The organism is Methylocystis sp. SC2 (genome assembly GCF_000304315.1).
Classification (GTDB): Bacteria; Pseudomonadota; Alphaproteobacteria; order Rhizobiales; family Beijerinckiaceae; genus Methylocystis.
In genome coordinates, this window is sequence record NC_018485.1 from 3,139,672 (window position 1) to 3,157,787 (window position 18,116).

At 62.8% G+C, this 18,116-nt stretch carries 18 protein-coding genes; 8 read left to right on the forward strand and 10 right to left on the reverse strand.

The window, feature by feature from the left end:
* The first annotated feature begins 37 nt into the window (after positions 1 to 37).
* A complete protein-coding gene (thrC, locus tag BN69_RS15225; protein ID WP_014892533.1) occupies positions 38 to 1,444 on the forward strand; it encodes a threonine synthase in 1,407 nt (468 codons plus the stop codon).
* A gap of 21 nt (positions 1,445 to 1,465) precedes the next feature.
* Positions 1,466 to 2,068 (forward strand): GNAT family N-acetyltransferase, encoded by a 603-nt coding sequence (locus tag BN69_RS15230; protein ID WP_014892534.1) that lies wholly within the window; start codon positions 1,466 to 1,468, stop codon positions 2,066 to 2,068.
* 135 nt (positions 2,069 to 2,203) lie between these two features.
* On the opposite strand, the gene rph is transcribed toward BN69_RS15230, so the two are convergent.
* Positions 2,204 to 2,917 carry a ribonuclease PH gene (gene rph, locus BN69_RS15235; protein ID WP_041927001.1) on the reverse strand — a complete coding sequence of 238 codons (714 nt, stop codon included), beginning with the start codon at positions 2,915 to 2,917 and terminating at the stop codon, positions 2,204 to 2,206.
* Between the two features lie 158 nt (positions 2,918 to 3,075).
* Between rph and BN69_RS15240 the strand changes: the two genes are divergently transcribed.
* A complete protein-coding gene (locus BN69_RS15240) occupies positions 3,076 to 5,175 on the forward strand; it encodes an elongation factor G (protein WP_014892536.1) in 2,100 nt (699 codons plus the stop codon).
* A gap of 5 nt (positions 5,176 to 5,180) precedes the next feature.
* Here the strand turns inward: BN69_RS15240 and BN69_RS15245 are convergent, their stop codons facing one another.
* Positions 5,181 to 6,482 (reverse strand): SCP2 sterol-binding domain-containing protein, encoded by a 1,302-nt coding sequence (locus BN69_RS15245; protein WP_014892537.1) that lies wholly within the window; start codon positions 6,480 to 6,482, stop codon positions 5,181 to 5,183.
* Between the two features lie 49 nt (positions 6,483 to 6,531).
* Positions 6,532 to 6,984, reverse strand: coding sequence for a MarR family winged helix-turn-helix transcriptional regulator (locus BN69_RS15250; RefSeq protein WP_014892538.1), 453 nt, complete (start codon positions 6,982 to 6,984; stop codon positions 6,532 to 6,534).
* Positions 6,985 to 7,119: 135 nt separating this feature from the next.
* Between BN69_RS15250 and BN69_RS15255 the strand changes: the two genes are divergently transcribed.
* The 3 genes from BN69_RS15255 (at position 7,120) to BN69_RS15265 (ending at position 9,183) form a co-directional block, all read left to right on the forward strand.
* On the forward strand, positions 7,120 to 7,329 hold the full coding sequence (locus BN69_RS15255; RefSeq protein WP_148277142.1) for a hypothetical protein: 210 nt from the start codon (positions 7,120 to 7,122) through the stop codon (positions 7,327 to 7,329).
* 71 nt (positions 7,330 to 7,400) lie between these two features.
* On the forward strand, positions 7,401 to 8,300 hold the full coding sequence (locus BN69_RS15260) for a pirin family protein (protein WP_014892540.1): 900 nt from the start codon (positions 7,401 to 7,403) through the stop codon (positions 8,298 to 8,300).
* A 259-nt stretch (positions 8,301 to 8,559) separates the two neighbouring features.
* Positions 8,560 to 9,183 (forward strand): pyridoxamine 5'-phosphate oxidase family protein, encoded by a 624-nt coding sequence (locus BN69_RS15265; protein WP_014892541.1) that lies wholly within the window; start codon positions 8,560 to 8,562, stop codon positions 9,181 to 9,183.
* A 111-nt stretch (positions 9,184 to 9,294) separates the two neighbouring features.
* On the opposite strand, the gene BN69_RS15270 is transcribed toward BN69_RS15265, so the two are convergent.
* From BN69_RS15270 to BN69_RS15285, 4 genes are all read right to left on the reverse strand, one after another.
* Complete coding sequence (locus tag BN69_RS15270) at positions 9,295 to 9,900, reverse strand: L,D-transpeptidase (RefSeq protein WP_014892542.1); 606 nt, start codon at positions 9,898 to 9,900, stop codon at positions 9,295 to 9,297.
* Between the two features lie 12 nt (positions 9,901 to 9,912).
* Positions 9,913 to 11,058, reverse strand: coding sequence for a lysylphosphatidylglycerol synthase transmembrane domain-containing protein (locus tag BN69_RS15275; protein ID WP_244434972.1), 1,146 nt, complete (start codon positions 11,056 to 11,058; stop codon positions 9,913 to 9,915).
* A gap of 98 nt (positions 11,059 to 11,156) precedes the next feature.
* On the reverse strand, positions 11,157 to 11,882 hold the full coding sequence (gene phbB / locus BN69_RS15280) for an acetoacetyl-CoA reductase (protein ID WP_014892544.1): 726 nt from the start codon (positions 11,880 to 11,882) through the stop codon (positions 11,157 to 11,159).
* Positions 11,883 to 11,996: 114 nt separating this feature from the next.
* The gene (locus tag BN69_RS15285) at positions 11,997 to 13,169 is read right to left on the reverse strand and encodes an acetyl-CoA C-acetyltransferase (protein WP_014892545.1); all 1,173 of its coding nucleotides are present in this window, start codon (positions 13,167 to 13,169) and stop codon (positions 11,997 to 11,999) included.
* 243 nt (positions 13,170 to 13,412) lie between these two features.
* On the opposite strand from BN69_RS15285, the gene phaR reads away from it, so the two are divergent.
* Positions 13,413 to 14,039: a polyhydroxyalkanoate synthesis repressor PhaR gene (phaR, locus tag BN69_RS15290; protein ID WP_014892546.1), complete on the forward strand. Its 627-nt coding sequence runs from the start codon at positions 13,413 to 13,415 to the stop codon at positions 14,037 to 14,039.
* 17 nt (positions 14,040 to 14,056) lie between these two features.
* On the opposite strand, the gene BN69_RS15295 is transcribed toward phaR, so the two are convergent.
* Entirely contained in the window at positions 14,057 to 14,260 is a 204-nt protein-coding gene (locus BN69_RS15295; protein ID WP_041927002.1) for a hypothetical protein, read from the reverse strand.
* 54 nt (positions 14,261 to 14,314) lie between these two features.
* Between BN69_RS15295 and BN69_RS19315 the strand changes: the two genes are divergently transcribed.
* Complete coding sequence (locus tag BN69_RS19315) at positions 14,315 to 14,944, forward strand: hypothetical protein (protein WP_148277143.1); 630 nt, start codon at positions 14,315 to 14,317, stop codon at positions 14,942 to 14,944.
* Positions 14,945 to 14,981: 37 nt separating this feature from the next.
* Here the strand turns inward: BN69_RS19315 and ychF are convergent, their stop codons facing one another.
* Together ychF and BN69_RS15305 are read right to left on the reverse strand one after the other, a co-directional pair.
* Positions 14,982 to 16,079: a redox-regulated ATPase YchF gene (ychF, locus tag BN69_RS15300; protein ID WP_014892547.1), complete on the reverse strand. Its 1,098-nt coding sequence runs from the start codon at positions 16,077 to 16,079 to the stop codon at positions 14,982 to 14,984.
* Positions 16,080 to 16,198: 119 nt separating this feature from the next.
* On the reverse strand, positions 16,199 to 18,010 hold the full coding sequence (locus BN69_RS15305) for a di-heme-cytochrome C peroxidase (protein WP_014892548.1): 1,812 nt from the start codon (positions 18,008 to 18,010) through the stop codon (positions 16,199 to 16,201).
* Between the last annotated feature and the right edge of the window lie 106 nt (positions 18,011 to 18,116).

The window sequence follows — 18,116 nt, forward strand, 5'->3', positions numbered from 1 at the left end:
GCGCGCGGCGCGCGCTCTTCCATCCATGGATTGACGGTTGCGCTATCTCTCAACCCGCGGCGAGGCCGCGCAGCTTGGCTTCGACGACGTTCTCCTCGCCGGTCTTGCGACTGACGGCGGGCTTTATACGCCGCTCGCCTATCCGCGTGTGGCGCCGTCCGACATCGCCGCGCTCGCGGGCCGGCCCTATGCCGAAGCGACGGCGCAGCTGATCGCGCCTTATCTCAGCGAGACGTTTTCGCGTGAGATTTTGCGATACCAGACAGTGAGCGCCTATAGCGGATTTCGTCACCGCGCGATCGCGCCGCTGACGCAGATCGCCGACAATCTCTTCGTGCTCGAACTGTTTCACGGGCCGACGCTCGCCTTCAAGGATCTGGCGATGCAGCTCCTCGGGCGCATGATGAATCATGTGCTCGAAGAGCGAAATCTGCGCGCCACCATCGTCGGCGCGACGTCCGGCGACACCGGCGCCGCGGCGATCGAGGCGTTCAAGGGATTGGAGCGCGTCGACGTCTTCATCCTGTTCCCGCACGGCCGGGTGTCCGACGTGCAGCGCAAGCAGATGACCACGGTCGCCGACGCCAATGTTCACACCATCGCGCTGCAGGGCTCGTTTGACGATGCGCAGGCGATTCTGAAACGGCTGTTTCGCGCCGCCGACTTTCGGGCGCGCGTCGGACTCGCCGGGGTCAATTCGATCAACTGGGCGCGCGTCGTCGCGCAGACCGTCTATTATTTCACGAGCGCGGTCGCTCTCGGCGCGCCGCATCGGCATATTTCCTTCGCCGTGCCGACGGGCAATTTCGGCGACGTGCTGGCCGGCTATGTCGCCAAGCGAATGGGTCTGCCGATCGAGAGACTGATCGTCGCGACCAACGCCAACGACATCCTTGCGCGCGCGCTCGCAAGCGGGCGTTATGAGCCGCGCGGCGTCACGCCGACTCAGTCGCCTTCGATGGATATTCAGGTTTCATCCAATTTCGAGCGCCTATTGTTTGATGCGACGGGGCGCGATCCGGCGGCGGTCCGCGCCGCTTTCGCCTCGCTCGATCAATCCGGCGCCTTCGAGATTCCGGCTGCGGCGCTCGCCGCCATTCGCGCCGAATTCGATGCCGAGTCCGTCGGCGAGACCGAGACGACGGCGGAGATTCGCCGCACCTGGCGCGAGACCGGCTATGTGCTCGATCCGCATACGGCGACCGGCGTCAGCGCGGCGCGCGCGCGGCTCGCGAAGGATCCATCGACCCCTGTCGTCGCGCTTTCGACCGCGCATCCGGCGAAGTTTCCCGACGCCATCGAGCGCGCCATCGGACTGCGTCCGCAGCCGCCCGAAAATATTGCGGCGCGGCTTGACGCGCCGGAACGATTCACGATTCTTGAAAATGACGGCGCGCGAGTCGCCGAATTCATCTCGTCGCACGCTCGGGCGGCGAAGAACTGACAAGGTTTGGCAAGGAGCACGATGGCGATCTTCAGCGTAATCGGGCGGCGCGACCTGCCGATAAGAGGCGACGGTCTTTATCTGCGCGCGTCCGAAATGCGTGATTACATGGAATGGGCCGAGCTGCGCGAAAAAAGCCGCTCCTTCCTGACGCCCTGGGAGCCGCTCTGGCCGATCGACGATCTCACACGGGCGAGCTTTCGCTATCGCGTGCGCCGCCACGCCGAGGAAATGGCCCGCGACGAGGCCTATTCTTTCTTCATCTTCCGTGAGGAGGACGACGCGCTGATGGGCGGCCTCTCCTTCGGCCATGTCCGGCGGGGCGTGTCGCAGGCGGCGACGCTCGGCTATTGGATGGGCGAACCCTATGCAGGCAAGGGCCACATGACCCGCGCCGCGCGCGCCGCTTGCGCCTATGCTTTCGAGAAGCGCGGATTCCATCGCATCGAGGCGGCGTGCCTGCCGACGAACGAGCCCTCGAAGCGCCTGCTGGAGCGCGTCGGTTTCAAGCAGGAGGGCTATGCGCGCTCCTATCTCAACATCAACGGCCAGTGGCGCGACCATTTGCTTTATGCGCTGTTGGAAACTGATCCTCAGCCGATCAATCCGCCATCGCCGGCGTAAGCGGCGCTGAAAGCAAAGCGCGCCCGGCGATCGATGCGGGGCGCGCGGCGCGTGACGAGTTTCCATGCGGCTTGAGCCGCGCCGTCTCTTCAAATCAGATCGAGGTCTTCCTGCTGCTGACGCGGAAGAATTCGCTCACGCGAGCGCCGCTTTCTGCAGCGCGACGAGATCGGCGACTCCCTGCTGGGCGAGCGCCAGCATGGCCGACAACTCCTCTTGGGAAAAAACCGCGACTTCGGCGGTCGCCTGAATTTCAACGAGGCCGCCCGACCCGGTGAGGACGAAATTGGCGTCGGTCGCCGCGGTTGAGTCTTCGGCGTAATCGAGGTCGATCACCGGGGTTGCGTTGAAGATGCCGCAGGACACCGCGGCGACATGATCGCGCAGCGGGCTTTCCTTGATGATGGAGCGCGAACGCATCCAATCAAGGCAATCATGCAGCGCCAGCCAGGCGCCGGTGATCGACGCCGTGCGCGTGCCGCCGTCTGCCTGGATGACGTCGCAGTCCACGACGATCTGCCGCTCGCCAAGCGCCGGCAGATTGGTGACGGCGCGCAGCGAACGTCCGATGAGGCGCTGAATTTCCTGCGTGCGTCCCGAGAGCCTGCCGGCGGCGGCCTCGCGACGCGTGCGCGTGTGGGTGGCGCGCGGCAGCATGGAATATTCCGCCGTCACCCAGCCTCGGCCCTGGCCGCGGAGCCACGGCGGCGGCTTGTCCTCGAGCGACGCCGCGCAGAGCACCTGCGTATTGCCGAATTTTACGAGGCAGGAGCCCTCGGCGTAGCGGGCGACGCCTCGCTCGAAACTCACCTGGCGCATCTCGTCGGGCGCGCGTTTGCTGGGGCGCATAATAGCTCCGTTGTCGTATGGGTTGCGCCTTCTATCGCGCTTTCCGCGAGCGTGGAAGCGCCGGGCGCGGATGGGCGTCTTGCGCTGGCGGCCGCATGGTGAAACCATGAGCTAACGGGGCCGGACGAAACCAGGCTCCGATAGATAAGGAGGGAGTGATGGGCCAAACGTCGTCCCAAGCGTCGTCCCAAGGAGCGCATTCTCACGAGGCGAGAGCCCAGGGCCCCCGGCTGATTGCGCTGGCGGGCCCTTTTCAATGCGGCAAGACCACTCTTCTCGAGGCTATACTGGCCCACGTCGGCGCGATCCCGCGGCAAGGCCCCGTCACGGCAGGCGCCAGCGTCGGCGACTCCAGTCCGGAAGCCCGCGCCCATCAGATGAGCGTCGAGTCCAATGTCGCGACGGTCGACTATATGGGCGACGGCTACACATTCGTCGATCTGCCAGGATCCGTCGAATTCGCCCATGACTCGCGCAATATCCTGCCGACGGTCGACGCCGCCGTCGTCGTCTGCGAGGCCGACCCCCGCAAGATACCGGCGTTGCAGCTCATTTTGCGCCAGCTCGAAGAGCTCGGCGTGCCGCATTTCATTTTCCTGAACAAGATCGACGCCGCGACCATCGATGTGCGCGAAGCGCTCGCCATTCTGCAGCAGGCCTCGCGCACGCCGCTGCTGCTGCGCCAGGTTCCGATCTGGAACAATGGCGTCGCGGTCGGCTTCATCGATCTCGCGCTGGAGCGCGCCTATGTCTATCGCGAGCATGCGCCGTCGGAAGTCGTCGACATTTCCGGGGGCGACGTCGCGACCGAGAAGGAAGCCCGCTATTCGATGCTCGAACGGCTCGCCGACTACGACGATGCGCTGATGGAGGAGCTGATTTCCGATATCGAGCCGCCGCGCGATCAGGTGTTCGACGACCTCACCAAGGAATTGCGCGCCGGACTGGTCGTGCCTTTGTTCATCGGCTCGGCCGAACGCGGCGCCGGGGTGACGCGGCTGTTGAAGGCGATGCGTCACGAGGCGCCGGGAGTCGAAGCGACCCGGGTGCGGCTTGGCGTTGGCGAGAGCGGCCCCGCGCTGGCGCGCATCATCCGTACGATCCACACGCCGCACGGCGGAAAAATGTCGGTCGCGCGCGTGCTGCGCGGCTCCCTTGCGGACGGGCAGGTCGTCGCTTCGCCGCAGGGAGAGGATCGCATTTCGGGCATGTCGCATTTGATGGGCGCGGCGACGAGCAAGACGACCGAGGCGAAGACCGGAGACGTCGTCGCTCTTGGGCGCCTGGATCACGCGCAGACCGGCGACACGATCGTCGCCGATGCGCGCTCTGGCGCGGCGGATCTGCAGAAGACGCGCGCGGAAGCTCCCGATCCGGTGCACGCCCTCGCGCTCAATGTGAAGGACCGCAAGGACGAGATGCGCCTCGCCGCGGCGATGGCGAAGCTCATCGAAGAGGATCCTTCGCTCGTTTTTGTCCATGATCAGGAACTGTCGCAGATCAAGCTCTTCGGCCAGGGAGAGATGCATTTGCGCGTCGCGCTCGAACGTCTCGCCGCGCGCTTCAACGTCGCGGTCGACTGCTCAAAGCCGACGGTCGCCTATCGCGAAACGATCCGTCATAAGGTCACCGTCCGCGGCCGGCACAAGAAGCAGTCGGGCGGACATGGCCAGTTCGGCGATGTGGTGATGGAGATCGCGCCGCGCGGCCGCGGCGAAGGATTCGACTTCAGCGAGCGCGTGCATGGCGGCGCGGTGCCGAAGCAATATTTCTCTTCCGTCGAGGCCGGCTGTCAGGACGCCTTGCTGCACGGCCCGTTAGGCTTCCCGGTGGTCGACGTCGAGGCGGTGCTGACCGACGGCTCGTACCATTCCGTCGATTCGTCCGACATGGCGTTCCGCACCGCGGCGCGCATCGGCATGAGCGAAGCTCTGGAAAAGGCCGAACCGATCCTGTTGGAGCCGGTGCTCGCGGTCGATATTTTCGTGCCGAGCGACGCCATGTCGCGGGCGACCGGCATCGTCTCGGCGCGCCGCGGCCAGATCATGGGCTTCGGTCCGCGCGAGGGGTGGGAAGGCTGGGACAAGCTCGAAACGCTGATTCCGGAGGCGGAGATGGACAATCTCATCGTCGAACTGCGCTCGGCGACGGCGGGGGCGGGGTTTTACCAGGCGCGCTTCGACCATCTCGCGGAAGTCGTCGGCAAGCAGGCGCGCGACATCGTCGCGGCGCATACGGCGAAGGCGAATGCGGGGTAGCGGGCTCAGCCTGGAAAGCAGCGCCCGAAGGCCAGCAGCAGGCGCGGATCGCCGCGCAGCCTGATCTTGCCGCGCAGCAGCGCCCAGACGAGGCTCGTCTCCTTGCGCACGAAGCGCAGCCAGGTTTCGGAGTCGGCGGTCACGGTCAGTCGCTTGTCGCCGACACGCCCGTCGTCGACGCTGAGCGTTTTGTTGGCGATGACGATGGTGGCGCTGCGACGGTCCGCGCCGGTGAAGATGAAGTGGTAGACGGCGTCGAGACCGGTCGACTTGCTGCGCTGAAAGCGCAGTCGCAGGCCGGAAAGGAAGCCCTCGATCGTCACGGGACGCGGCGTCGCGCCCACGCGTTTCGGCGTCTTGCCCGGAAACCGGCGCGCCACATAAGCTTCGGCGTCGGAGTCAGCGATGACATAGACCGTCTCGGCTTTCTTCTGCAGCGGATCGACGATCTCCTGAAGATAACGCTTCTTATCCGCCTGATAGGCCCCGATCACATCGGCGCCCGCCGGACAGACGGCCATGCAATAGGCCGCCTTATAGTTCGGACCGAAGGCGAGGCTCTGCCACATTGAGACGGTCTCGGCGTCGCCGACGTTCGCGCGATAGGCGCGCGCGCTTTTTGAATCCGCGATCGTCTCCACCCACTCGCCGAAACCGCCCATGAACTCGCGATAATTATGCGTGTAGCAGGCGGCGAAATCGAAATGGCCGTCCGGCGCGATGGCGCCCGTCGGACAGGCGGCGACGCAGAGCTTGCATTCGAAGCACGGATTGACGTCGAGCGGCTTCGCGTGCGCCTCAAGGTCGATGTCGACGGCGACCGTGCCAAGCAGAATGAAATTGCCGAACTTCGGATGGATCACATTGCGATGGAGTCCCATGCGCCCGAGACCCGCGGCGACGGCGACGGGCTTGTGCGAGAGGATCCACATCTTGTCCGGCCACCGTGACGCCTCCATTGGAAATCCCATCGACGGATAAGCGGCGCGCACGCCGCGCGCTTCGAGGGAGCGGGCGATCGCGCGCGCGACTTCGTCGCAATCATCGGCTGCATGATGGAATTCGAGATTGGCGGCGGATCGCGCGGGACTGCGGATGTTCTCGCGGTTCATGCGGAGGACGAAGGAGATGAGCGTGCGGGCGAAGGGAAAGGCCGCGAGAATGTCGCCCCGCTGATCGTCAAGCGTCGGATCGTCGAGCGAGACAAGGCCGACGTCGTCGGCGCCGGCCTCAAGAGCAATCTCGCGGAGCGCGTTCGCATCGAGAACTGTGGCGTCGCGTGCGAAGGAGAGGCTGTGATCTACCATCGTTGCATATACCCCTTTTAGCGCGGCGATCGTCTCGGCGCCGTTCACCTTAGATTGGCGAGGTCGCCTCCATCAGGACGCGCAGTTCGGAGAGAAGCTTTTGGAGGCGTTCGGCGCCGAATTTTGACTCCACTGCATTCTGCGCCTCGCGCCAATGCGGCATGGCGTTGGCGAGAGTCGCCTCGCCGAACGCCGTCAGCGCGATCTTGCGCGTGCGGCGGTCCTCGCCATGCTTCACTTTCACAAGTCCGCGCTTCTCCAAAACCGCGAGGTTTCGCGCAAGCGCGCTGCGATCAAGCGCGAAATATTCGGCCAGTTTGCTGACCGTCGCGCCTCCGGTGAGAGAGCAGGCGACGAGCAGCGAATATTGCGTCGGCTCCAGACCCGTCGTCGCCATAAACTGCCCATAGAGCCGCGTGATGGCGCGGCTGGCGCGGCGGATATTCGCGGCCGCGCAGCTTTGCGCGCAGAGCCTGACGTCGGCTTGGTTTAGCGAAGGCATAATATGTGTATATGCCCGTTTATTCGCGCCGTCAAGTGCGGCCGGCGCTCGCTTGTGCGCGAGAGCACAGCAAACCAGCTCGCTTCGGATGAGGGTCGTGATCTGCTTTCTCATTGTCAAAAGGGGAGTGATGAAATGCGAATGTTCATATTCCTGGTCGCCGCGGCTCTCGCCATGTCCTTCAGCCTCTATTCGAGCGCCAGCGGCTTGAAGCGCGCGCCGACCTCGGTGCCGCAGGCGACGAGTCTCGACGCCAATCCGCCGCCGCGTTGCGCGAATAGCAAGCGGGTGCGACAGGCGGCGAACGTCGGATGCGTCATGAAGGGCAAGCGCCGCAGCGCGTAACTGGGCGCTTGATTCGTCGACGGGCGGCGTTAGCTACTGCGCAACGCCTATGCGCGAGACAGGGCCTCGAAATGTCCATACTTGCAGGCGACGGCCCGGCGGCAGGAACAATTGAGTTGCGGATTGCGCCGCGCACGCGCGATCTCGGCGGCTTCAGCGTCAGGCGCGCCTTGCCCGACGACAGGCGCCAGATGGTCGGGCCGTTCGTCTTCTATGATCATTTCGGCCCAGTTCGATTTGCGCCGGGGCAGGGGATCGACGTGCGTCCGCATCCCCATATCGGCCTCGCGACCGTCACCTATCTTTTCGACGGGCGCATTCTGCATCGCGACAGTTTGGCGAATGTGCAGGAGATCGCGCCTGGCGCAATGAATTTGATGACCGCCGGGCGCGGCATCGTTCATTCCGAGCGCACGCCGCCGGGACCGCGCGCGGCGGGGCAGCGGATGCTGGGCGTGCAAAGCTGGCTGGCCTTGCCGCTGGCGCATGAAGAGACCGCGCCGAGCTTCCAGCATTTTAGCGCCGCCGTTCTTCCCGCCATTGAGGATCGAGGCCTGTTCGCGCACGTCATCGCCGGCGCCGCGTTCGGAGCCAAATCGCCGGTGGAGACCCTGTCGGATTGGTTCTATGTCGAGCTGCGTCTCTCGGCCGGCGCTTCGGCGCCGCTCGACGCCGACTATGAGCAGCGCGCGCTCTATCTCGTCGCGGGCGCCATCGAGATCGCCGGCGAACGTTTCGACGAGCCGCAATTGCTGATCTTCAGCCCCGGCGCCGCGATCACGATCCGCGCGCTTTCCGATGCGCGGATGATGCTGCTCGGCGGCGCGCCGGTCGACGGGCGCCGCTTCGTCTGGTGGAACCTCGTCTCTTCCAGCCAGGAGCGGATCGAACAGGCGAAGCGCGACTGGCGGGACGGGAAGTTCCCCACAGTGCCGGGCGACGCGGAGTTCATTCCGCTGCCGCAAGAGTAGCGGCGATCAGCCGCCGACCATCGGGCGCGGGGCGGCTTATAGTTCCAAAAACCGCGCCCAGCCAGATGAACAAATCATCGGACGCTATGCCTAAAGCGCCTCCGCCGGATGGCCATTGGCTTTAATTTCGGGAAGGTAGAGACTGTGGAGCGTGGCGCGGAGGCGCGGCGCGGCGAAGTCTGCTCCGCGACCCGCCATCATCCCTGCCTCTCGGGCCTCGGACTTTTAAGGCGCGAGTCTAGGCCTGCAGGAGAACGCAATGCCGCATCGTTACGCCGAGATCGCCTTCACCCCGACGGTGAAGGAGGCGCAGGAGCAATTTGGCAGCCGCAACGCATACGCGCGCATGGAAAAAGCGCCGGAGACCAGGAACCATCTGCTCGGCCAGGCGGAGGCTCAATTCATCGCCGCGCGAAATTCGTTCTACATGGCGACGACCGGCGAGACCGGCTGGCCCTACATCCAGCATCGCGGCGGTCCGACAGGATTCATGCGCGTGCTGAACGACTCCACGATCGGCTTTGCGGATTTCCGCGGCAACCGGCAATACATCAGTCTCGGCAACCTCGCGAACGACGATCGCGTGTCGCTGTTCTTCATGGACTATCCAAACAAGACGCGGCTAAAGCTCTTCGGGCGCGCGAAGGTCGTCGGTCTCGACGATGATTCGACCTTGTCTTTGCTTGAAACCCCGGACTACCGCGCCCGCGTCGAACGCGGCTTCCTGATCAAGGTCGAGGGGTTCGACTGGAATTGCCCGCAGCACATTACCGAACGCTACACGCTCGACGAAGTGCGCGCGATGACGGCGCCGCTTAGGGCGCGGATCGCCGAACTCGAGCGGCGCCTCGCCGAGGCGGCCGGCGCTGCGACCTCGATCTAGGATCATCGTGAAGGCTGACCCTTATCGGCGTCCAAAATCGAACGGCGCGTTCAAATCATAGGGCGCCAACCTCGACCATTGCGACAGCCCTGGCGCATCATTGCGGTTGCATTACGGCTCGACCACCACGGTCGCGCCGACGGCGACGCGGTCGTAAAGATCGACGACGTCCTCGTTGAGCATGCGGATGCAGCCATAGGAGGCGGCGGAGCCGATCGACTTGCGCATCTTCTGCGTCGTGCCGTGGATCGCGACCTGACCCTCGCTGAGCGTCATGGCGCGGGCGCCCATCGGGTTATTCGACGCGCCGCCGGGGATCACCTCCGGCAGCTCCGGATGATCGTGCTTGACGTCTTCCGGCGGCGTCCAGTCCGGCTCGACGAATTTGGCGTTGATCTGCACGACGCCGCTCCATTCCTTGCCGGCCTTCGGCACCGCGACCTTGTAGGCGATGGCGTCGTCCTGATCGACGATGAGATAGAGCTTGCGCTCATGCTCGCTGACGACGATCGAGCCGGGATCGAGTTCGGAGTGATAGTGAACGAATTCGCGCGCGGCGGCGGCCTGCGGGGCGACGGCGGCGCCGATGACGGCGGCGGCGAAAGCGATCTGGGCGATCTTGGAAGTCTGGCGTTTCATTTTCTTGCGCTCGGCGTTCGGTGTCTCGATGAGCGCGTTGTAGAAGAGGCGCCGCCCGCATGCCGTGCGCCGGCGCACGCGGGAGCGCCGTCAGGTGAGCGTCGAAGCGGAATCTTGCGCCTGCGCGGAACTCGATGCCGCGCCTTCGCGCGTCGAACGCTCCTTCAAAAACCGGAAGAGCGCCACGCCCAGAAAGCCGACGATGATCAGCGTGTGGGGCGCGGTGATCGAGAAATGATACGCCAAGGCCGCGGAAATGGCGCGTTCCTTCTGAACGCCGTAGCCGTTGACGAGATAGGCGACGATGCCGGCCTCGAACAGCCCCAGGCCGGCGGGGCTCGCCGGAACGGCGACCGCGAGCGCGCCGATCATCAATAAGGTCATCGCGTGGATGAAGGTGAAATCGATTTCGGGGAGCAGCGTTCGAAAGGCGACGTAGACTAGGCAGACATTAGTCGTCCATATCGAGGCCGTGAAGAAGGCCGTTCTCGCGGCGCGATGATGGGCGACCAAACCTCCCGCCTGTTTGAAAAATGCGTCCAGCCGCAAGGCGTCCAGGATGCGCCACTCCGGAAGGCGCCAGACGACCACTTTCCGCCGGAAGACGAACATGCCGCAAAAAACGATCGAAAGGGTCGCGGCGGCTGCGATCAACAGGCGCGGATCGATGATGCGCGAATCCGAGCTGGCCAGAATCAGCAATGACAAAATGACGATCGCCGTAACGTCGTAGAGCTTTTCCAGCAGGACCGCGGCGCTGATGCCGCCGATCGCATAATGATAATAGGAATGTCCAAAATAGATTTTCACGCCTTCGCCAGCCCTGAACGGAACTAAGCTGTTGAAGGTGAATCCCATCGTCGCGATCAGAAAACCGGAAAAGAGTCCGCCGCCAAGCAGCGTCGACAGGCGCGACCCATAGAACAGCAAGACGAACATATTCATCGTCATTGCGATCAGAATCGCGCTTGAGGGGATCTGCTTCAGCTCCTGCGACAAATGGGCGAATTCTATGTTCTGATAGAGCCAGTAAGCAATGTACGCAAAAAAAGCGGCGTTCAAAATCAGCGCAAAATATCCGCTACGCTGAGAGATGAATTTTATTGAATTGGCCGCGCGCTGCGGCCCAGCGTTCGCGTGCAAAGGCCGATGGCCGCCGACCGGCGAGACAATCTCGCTCAATCGCAGCTCGGGCGCGAGACGCGTCGGTCGAAGTCGATCGTCCTCTACGCTCATGGCCATCTCGCTCTGCGCGGCATAGCGCTTCGCCGTCGAGGCGGAAAAAGGACCGGCGCGGTAGTCGCCGGCCTCTCTCTATCCGAAACAGCGTCCGCTTAGGTCAGATATTGGCCGCCGTTGATCGTCAGCGTCGAGCCGGTGATGAAGCCGGCGTCGTCGGCGGCGAGAAATACGACGGCGCGCGCGATCTCCTCCGGCTCGCCGAGACGGCCGACCGCGATATAGGGAATGATGTGCTTGTCGAGCACGTCCTGCGGAACGGCCTTCACCATTTCGGTCGCGATATAGCCCGGCGCGATGGCGTTGACGGTGATGCCCTTAGAGGCGCTCTCCTGCGCCAGCGCCTTCACGAAGCCGATGTCGCCGGCCTTGGAGGCGGAATAATTGGTCTGGCCGGCCTGGCCCTTCTGGCCGTTGATCGACGAGATGACGATGATGCGGCCGAAGCCGCGATCGCGCATGCCGTTGATGACCGGGCGCGTGACGTTGAACAGCGAATTGAGATTGGTGTTGATCACCGCCTGCCACTGGGCAAGCTCCATCTTGTGGAACAGACGGTCCTTGGTGATGCCGGCGTTGTTGACGAGAATGTCGACCGGGCCGATCTCTTTCTCGATCTGCGCGATTCCGGCGGCGCAGGCGTCATAGTCGGAAACGTCGAACTTAAAGACCGGAATGCCCGTCTCCGCCTTGAATTTATTGGCGGCTTCGTCATTGCCGGCGTAAGTCGCCGCGACAGTGTAGCCCGCCGCCTTCAGCGCCTTGGAAATCGCTTCGCCGATGCCGCGCGTGCCGCCTGTCACAACTGCAGTTCTTGCCATTTAAAGAGTCTCCTCCAGAATTGTTGATCGTTTGAAACGGCAGTCGGCAATAGGCAGTCGGCAGTCGGAATAAACGAACTCCGACTGCCTCTCCACGACTGCCAACTGCCGCTCTTAACGCTCCACCGTCAGCGCGATGCCCATGCCGCCGCCGATGCAGAGCGTCGCGAGGCCCTTCTTGGAGCCGCGACGCGCCATCTCATGCAGCAGCGTCGTGAGCACGCGCGCGCCGGAGGCGCCGATCGGATGGCCGATGGCGATCGCGCCGCCATTGACGTTCACGATGGCGGGATCCCAGCCCATGTCCTTGTTGACCGCGAGCGCCTGCGCCGCGAAGGCTTCGTTCGCCTCGACGAGATCGAGGTCGGCGACTTTCCAGCCGGCCTTCTCCAGCGCTTTGCGCGACGCGGGGATCGGCCCGGAGCCCATCACCGACGGATCGACGCCGGCGGTCGCCCAGGAGGCGATGCGCGCCAGCGGCGTCAGGCCGCGCTTCTTCGCTTCTTCGGCGCTCATCACGATGAGCGCCGCGGCGCCGTCGTTGAGGCCGGAGGCGTTCGCCGCCGTCACCGTGCCGTCCTTGGCGAAGGCCGGGCGCAGCTTGCCGACGCCCTCCATCGTCACGCCATGCTTGATATATTCGTCCGAGTCGACGACGACGTCGCCCTTCTTGGTCGAGATCGTATAGGGGACGATTTCGTCCTTGAACTTGCCGGCCTTCTGCGCCGCCTCGGCCTTGTTCTGCGACTTGACGGCGAATTCGTCCTGCTGCTCGCGGGTGATCTGCCACTGTCGGGCGACGTTCTCGGCGGTGACGCCCATGTGATAATTGTTGAAGGCGTCGGTGAGCCCGTCAATGATCATGGTGTCGACGAATTTGACGTCGCCCATCTTGGTGCCCGTGCGCAGCTGCGACGCATGCGGCGCGAGCGACATCGACTCCTGACCGCCGGCGACGATGATGCTGGCGTCGCCCGCCTGGATCTGCTGGGCGGCGAGCGCCACGGCGCGCAGGCCCGAGCCGCAGACCTGATTAATCCCGAAGGCCGTGGCGCTGTCCGGAACGCCGGCCTTGATCGCCGCCTGACGCGCCGGATTCTGGCCCTGCGCGGAGTCGAGCACCTGTCCGAGAATGACCTCGTTGACCTCATTGGCCTGGATGTTGGCGCGCTCGAGAGCGGCCTTGATGGCGACGGCGCCGAGCTCGTGGGCCGGAACCGCTCCAAAGGCTCCGTTGAACGATCCGACGGCGGTGCGCGCCGCGGAAACGATCACGATATCGGTCATCTGTCGCTCTCCTTGCAAAATAGTCCAACCGCCCGACCGCCTTAGCCGGTCAGGGGGCGAAATGTTGGTCCTTTCGCGCTTGCGGTGGGCAAGCCGCGGCCCGTTTTGCACGGAATCGAGCGGTAGCGAAAGGCTTTCGGCATGAAAATATTGCCGCAGGCGCCAATTTGCGCGTATCGTCCGACGCTAGAGGACTGTTTTTAGGCGGGCGGCGGCCGTGCGGCGAGGGAGCGTGTCAGGCGTATGGCGACTGAGAAAAAACCCACCACGATCAAGAAATACGCCAATCGTCGGCTCTATGACACCGGAACGAGCACATATGTGACGCTTGAGGACCTTGCCGGGATGGTGAAGCGCGGCGAGGATTTCGTCGTGTGCGATGCAAAAACCGGCGATGACATCACGCGCCCGGTGCTGGCCCAGATCATCTTCGAGCAGGAGGGCAAGGAGGGCCAGAGCCTGCTGCCGATCGCCTTCCTGCGCCAGCTCATCCGCTTCTACGGCGACTCTATGCAGATGCTGGTGCCGAGCTATCTCGAATTCTCGATCGACAAGCTGACGAAAGAGCAGCAAAGATTCCGCGACCAATTCACCTCGGCGCTCGGCGTCGGGGGCGCGCCGTTCGCCGAGCCGACGCGCGCCGCTTTTCAGTCGCTCGAAGAGCAGGCGCGCAAGAACATGGCCGTGTTCCGCCAGGCGCTGACCATGTTCAATCCCTTCGGCGTGCCGACGGAAGGCATGATGACCACGGCCCCGTCGCTCGACGAGCATGAGGCCGGCGGCGCCAGCAAGGAAGCCGGCGACGTCGCCGACCTGAAGCGCCAGCTCGACGAGCTGAACAAGCGCATCGATAATCTGTCGAAGGGGTGAGGCGGCGTGCGAGGCGGTCAGTGAAAAAAGAGCTTCAGCACCACCGCCAACAGGAGCGCGATGACGAAGCCCACCATCCAGCGCAAAACAGCCAGTTCGCTTTCGATTTTGGAAAAGCGGTTTTCATGCATTGTGATGGCTTCCAAAAGCGACCCGCGCTTGCACGAATGGCCGTCGCTTGATGCAGTGAGAGCCGCGATCGTGGCCGAGGCAAAAAGCATCTATCCATAGCATCCTGTGTTAGAGGCGGCGATATGCTATACATGATACAAAGCATGATGCTTAATGTAATTTATATTACCTTGTCAATGTTGATTATATTTGCGATCTTAGCTATACTTTTTAAGTATTTCGGCAATATTAGTTTAAATGTCGAACTTCCTGATGATTATGGTCGCCACTTAGGACTACCGCGCTGGCCGTATGTTGAGGATGATGATTGCGATGACAATAATAGTACAGTTGACAACGATGAGAATGTCGGCTTATTTGTAGGTTTCTGTCGGAACCTTTTTTTCATAAGTGTGCTATCCATAGCACTTTTGCTATTAATATTTGCTGTAGCCGCTCTTGGAATTTTGGGGATTATTGTTTTGAACGGCATCAATGCAAATAAATATATTATGTGTGTTGTGTTTATAATAACAGGTATCGCGCTATATGGAGCGCGGACCAAATATCCATTTTTATATGGAGGCGTGGAGGTCATGGTTGGTGTAGCTGCTATATTTTATACAACGATATTTTCTACTATTGCATCGGCAAATTCGACATCATCACCGTTGCTATTATCGGTGTCTGCAGGTATGTATATTATAGTACGAGGGCTGGATAATATGAACAAATCAGTCCCGCCACCTCTCGAAAGGGCTTGGACAACATTGCGTTGGAATGTGCCGCGATAAAATTTCGAGAAGTCGAATTAGGAAACTACCCGCTTGGTCACGTATTAAACCTGAAATGCATCACGTCGCCGTCGGCGACCACATATTCCTTGCCTTCCAGCCTTAAGCGCCCGGCGTCGCGCGCGCCCGCCTCGCCCTTGTTCGACACATAATCGCCATAGGCGATCGTCTCGGCGCGAATGAAGCCTTTCTCGAAGTCCGTGTGGATCACGCCCGCCGCGGCCGGCGCGCGCACGCCTTTCTCGATGGTCCAGGCGCGCGCCTCCTTCGGGCCGACGGTGAAATAGGTGATGAGATGCAGAAGGTCGTAGCCGGCGCGGATGACGCGATTGAGCCCGGGCTCGGCGAGGCCGACCGCTTCGAGATAATCCTTCTGCTCGGCGGCCGGCAGCACCGCGATCTCGCTTTCGATTTTCGCGGAGACGACCACCGCGGCCGCGCCTTCCTCGGCGGCGCGAACAGCGACTTTCGCCGATTGGGCGTTGCCTTCGGACGCCGACGCTTCTTCGACATTGCAGACATAAAGCACGGGCTTCGACGAGAGGAGCCCGAGACCGGCGAAGGCGGCGCGTTCCTCCGCGCTCACCTTGGCGAGACGCGCGGGCTTGCCCTCGCGCAGCAGGACAAGGCAGCGGTTCATCAGATCGGCGAGTTCCTTCGCCTCCTTGTCGCCGCCCTTGGCCTTCTTCTCCATGGCGACGACGCGCTTTTCGAGGCTGTCGAGATCGGCCAGCATCAGCTCCGTCTCGATCGTCTCGATGTCGCGGATCGGATCGACGCCGCCTTCGACATGGGTCACGTCGCCGTCCTCGAAACAGCGCACGACATGGGCGATGGCGTCGCATTCGCGGATATTGGCGAGAAACTGGTTGCCGAGCCCTTCGCCTTTGGAGGCGCCGCGCACGAGGCCGGCGATGTCAACGAAGGTCAGGCGCGTCGGAATGATTTCCTTCGAACCCGCGATCCTGGCCAATTCCTCAAGCCTCGGGTCCGGAACGGCGACTTCGCCGACATTCGGCTCGATCGTGCAGAAGGGATAGTTCGCGGCCTGCGCCGCGGCGGTCTGCGTGAGGGCGTTGAAGAGGGTCGACTTGCCGACGTTGGGCAGGCCGACGATGCCACATTTGAACCCCATATCCGTCCCGGTTTTTTCGATTGCGCGTTGCGGCGCGGTATGCGGGGCGGCGCGAGAAAAGGCAAGGGGGACGCGCGTCCCCCCCTGTATTGCTGCGATCGTCACGCGCGGCCTTCGCGCTAGAGGCTCTTCAGATATTCGAGAAGCGCCCTCTTTTCGACGTCCGAAAGCGAAGTTCCGAAGTCATGGCCGCAGCGGCTGTTGCCGGAATCGCGTTTCGCGCAATCGTCGGCGTTGTAGGTCGAGCTGAATGCGCCCTGTTCCCTCGCCAAGCCGACGTTCTCAATGTCATAGGCCGGGCCGACCTTGAAGGTGGCCGGACGGTCGGCGGGCTTTTTCAAGAGATCGGCGAGAGTCGGCACCGAGCCATTGTGCAGATAAGGCGCCGCCGCCCAGATGCCTTGCATCACCCGCGACTCGAAGACGATCGAAGGCTGCGTGGCGCTGGGCTTCTTATAGAGGTTCTCCAGGTCCGTCGAGAGCTTGGCGGTAATGAGACTGGCGGCGGTCTCCGTCCTGGCTTCTCGTGACTCGGGGATGCACTGTTCAACGATGGGCTTGAACACGTCGAGACCGAAATGGAGCGGCGCTTCGACGATCGATCCAATTACCGAGAGGCCGAGAATGCTGATGATCTTGTCTCTTGGTTTCAGCGGCGTGTCGATCCCGGGGATAAAGGGGATCGCCGCGCCGTTGAGCACGCCGGTGTCCGCCTCGCGGCCGAGCACATTGTATTCACGGACGTCCGTTCCGACATCCTGAAGCGGCGTTTTCCACGTGTTGACGTTACACAGGCGGGGCGTTCCTTTCGTGACTGCGTGACAGCCCGTCGCGCAGCCGCCCTGCGAGGGATCGCGATTGAAAATTTCCTCGCCTTGCGCCACGAGTTTCGGATCGAGACTCCACGGCCATTTCGGCGGACCGATCTGCTGGATCAACGTTTCGAGACGCATGAGGCCCGGATAATTGAGCGAGGAATCATTGAGGAAGTTGATGAGTTTGGGGAGTCGGGAAGAATTGAATTGGACGAGTTGCGGCATTGGGAGCGTGAGCGGCGTCGGTCTGTAGATTCCGAAGACGCCGTAGACCTCGCCCACGTTTCTCGCCAGACCAAGAATGTCGTCGCCGTTGCGGGCGAATCCTGGCCATTGCGTCATATCCTGAATCGCCGCGTTCCAAAGGAACGGATAACGCACCGGCGCGTCGGCGAGGGCGATATTCTGCTCGATGATGCGGGACGAGGTCGTTCCGATGTCGAGCCCGGCGACTCGGTTGAAGATCATCGATACGGCGTCGGCGCGCGCCACGCCCCAGCCAGGCTTGGGAAGCGATTTGCGCATCAGGATGTCGTAGGGCTGGAACCAGACCTCGACCTCCTTGCGCAGTTTCCGAAGAGCGTTTTCGTTGGGGTCGCCCCCAAGCGCCTCTTTAGCGAATGCGTCGAAGGCGGCCTCGTCGGAAAGAATTTTTTGGAACGCCGTGTCGATGTCGGCGAGAAGGCTTTGAAAGTCGCTGAGCGCCGGCCCCCCATCGATCCGCCAGGAGACGCCGTTAACGTCGATCTGACGCGTATGGCAGGCGGAACATGTCATGCTGAAGAATTGTGCGCCGTGTTCGGAGGCGGCGAGGAAGCCGACCGGCAGTCCGGGAGTTGGGCTGTTTGGATTCGGCAGATAGCCGTAGCGCGTCAGCCCATCATCGAGGAAATGTTTGCCGTCGGGATGTCTCAGAGCCTTGAACCAGTTGAGCGGCATGATTCGCGCGCCCTGGTCGAGACTGTAGAAATCGTCGCGGTCCGCCTGCGCCCAACGGGCCCCCTGATCGGCGTATTTCACTTCGGCTGAGGCAGGATTCGCCGCGGCGAGCGCCAGCAGCGCGGCGGCGGCGAGATGCGCACGCAATGGCGCGCGCAGTGCTTTGTTTGCAATCATGGGTCCCCCAAAGCAATAGAATATGCGATGAAATTAGAGCATAGACGCGCGTGATTCACAACGGGCGGCGGCGCCCCCGCTGCGCGCTCTGCGCGCGCCGACACGG

Coding starts and splice junctions, on each gene's coding strand:
- BN69_RS15230 (WP_014892534.1), top strand. CDS start 1,466: ATGGCGATCTTCAGCGTAATCGGGCGGCGCGACCTGCCGATAAGAGGC.
- rph (WP_041927001.1), bottom strand. CDS start 2,917: ATGCGCCCCAGCAAACGCGCGCCCGACGAGATGCGCCAGGTGAGTTTC.
- BN69_RS15240 (WP_014892536.1), top strand. CDS start 3,076: ATGGGCCAAACGTCGTCCCAAGCGTCGTCCCAAGGAGCGCATTCTCAC.
- BN69_RS15245 (WP_014892537.1), bottom strand. CDS start 6,482: ATGGTAGATCACAGCCTCTCCTTCGCACGCGACGCCACAGTTCTCGAT.
- BN69_RS15250 (WP_014892538.1), bottom strand. CDS start 6,984: ATGCCTTCGCTAAACCAAGCCGACGTCAGGCTCTGCGCGCAAAGCTGC.
- BN69_RS15255 (WP_148277142.1), top strand. CDS start 7,120: ATGCGAATGTTCATATTCCTGGTCGCCGCGGCTCTCGCCATGTCCTTC.
- BN69_RS15260 (WP_014892540.1), top strand. CDS start 7,401: ATGTCCATACTTGCAGGCGACGGCCCGGCGGCAGGAACAATTGAGTTG.
- BN69_RS15265 (WP_014892541.1), top strand. CDS start 8,560: ATGCCGCATCGTTACGCCGAGATCGCCTTCACCCCGACGGTGAAGGAG.
- BN69_RS15275 (WP_244434972.1), bottom strand. CDS start 11,058: ATGAGCGTAGAGGACGATCGACTTCGACCGACGCGTCTCGCGCCCGAG.
- phbB (WP_014892544.1), bottom strand. CDS start 11,882: ATGGCAAGAACTGCAGTTGTGACAGGCGGCACGCGCGGCATCGGCGAA.
- BN69_RS15285 (WP_014892545.1), bottom strand. CDS start 13,169: ATGACCGATATCGTGATCGTTTCCGCGGCGCGCACCGCCGTCGGATCG.
- phaR (WP_014892546.1), top strand. CDS start 13,413: ATGGCGACTGAGAAAAAACCCACCACGATCAAGAAATACGCCAATCGT.
- BN69_RS15295 (WP_041927002.1), bottom strand. CDS start 14,260: ATGCTTTTTGCCTCGGCCACGATCGCGGCTCTCACTGCATCAAGCGAC.
- BN69_RS19315 (WP_148277143.1), top strand. CDS start 14,315: ATGATGCTTAATGTAATTTATATTACCTTGTCAATGTTGATTATATTT.
- ychF (WP_014892547.1), bottom strand. CDS start 16,079: ATGGGGTTCAAATGTGGCATCGTCGGCCTGCCCAACGTCGGCAAGTCG.
- BN69_RS15305 (WP_014892548.1), bottom strand. CDS start 18,010: ATGATTGCAAACAAAGCACTGCGCGCGCCATTGCGTGCGCATCTCGCC.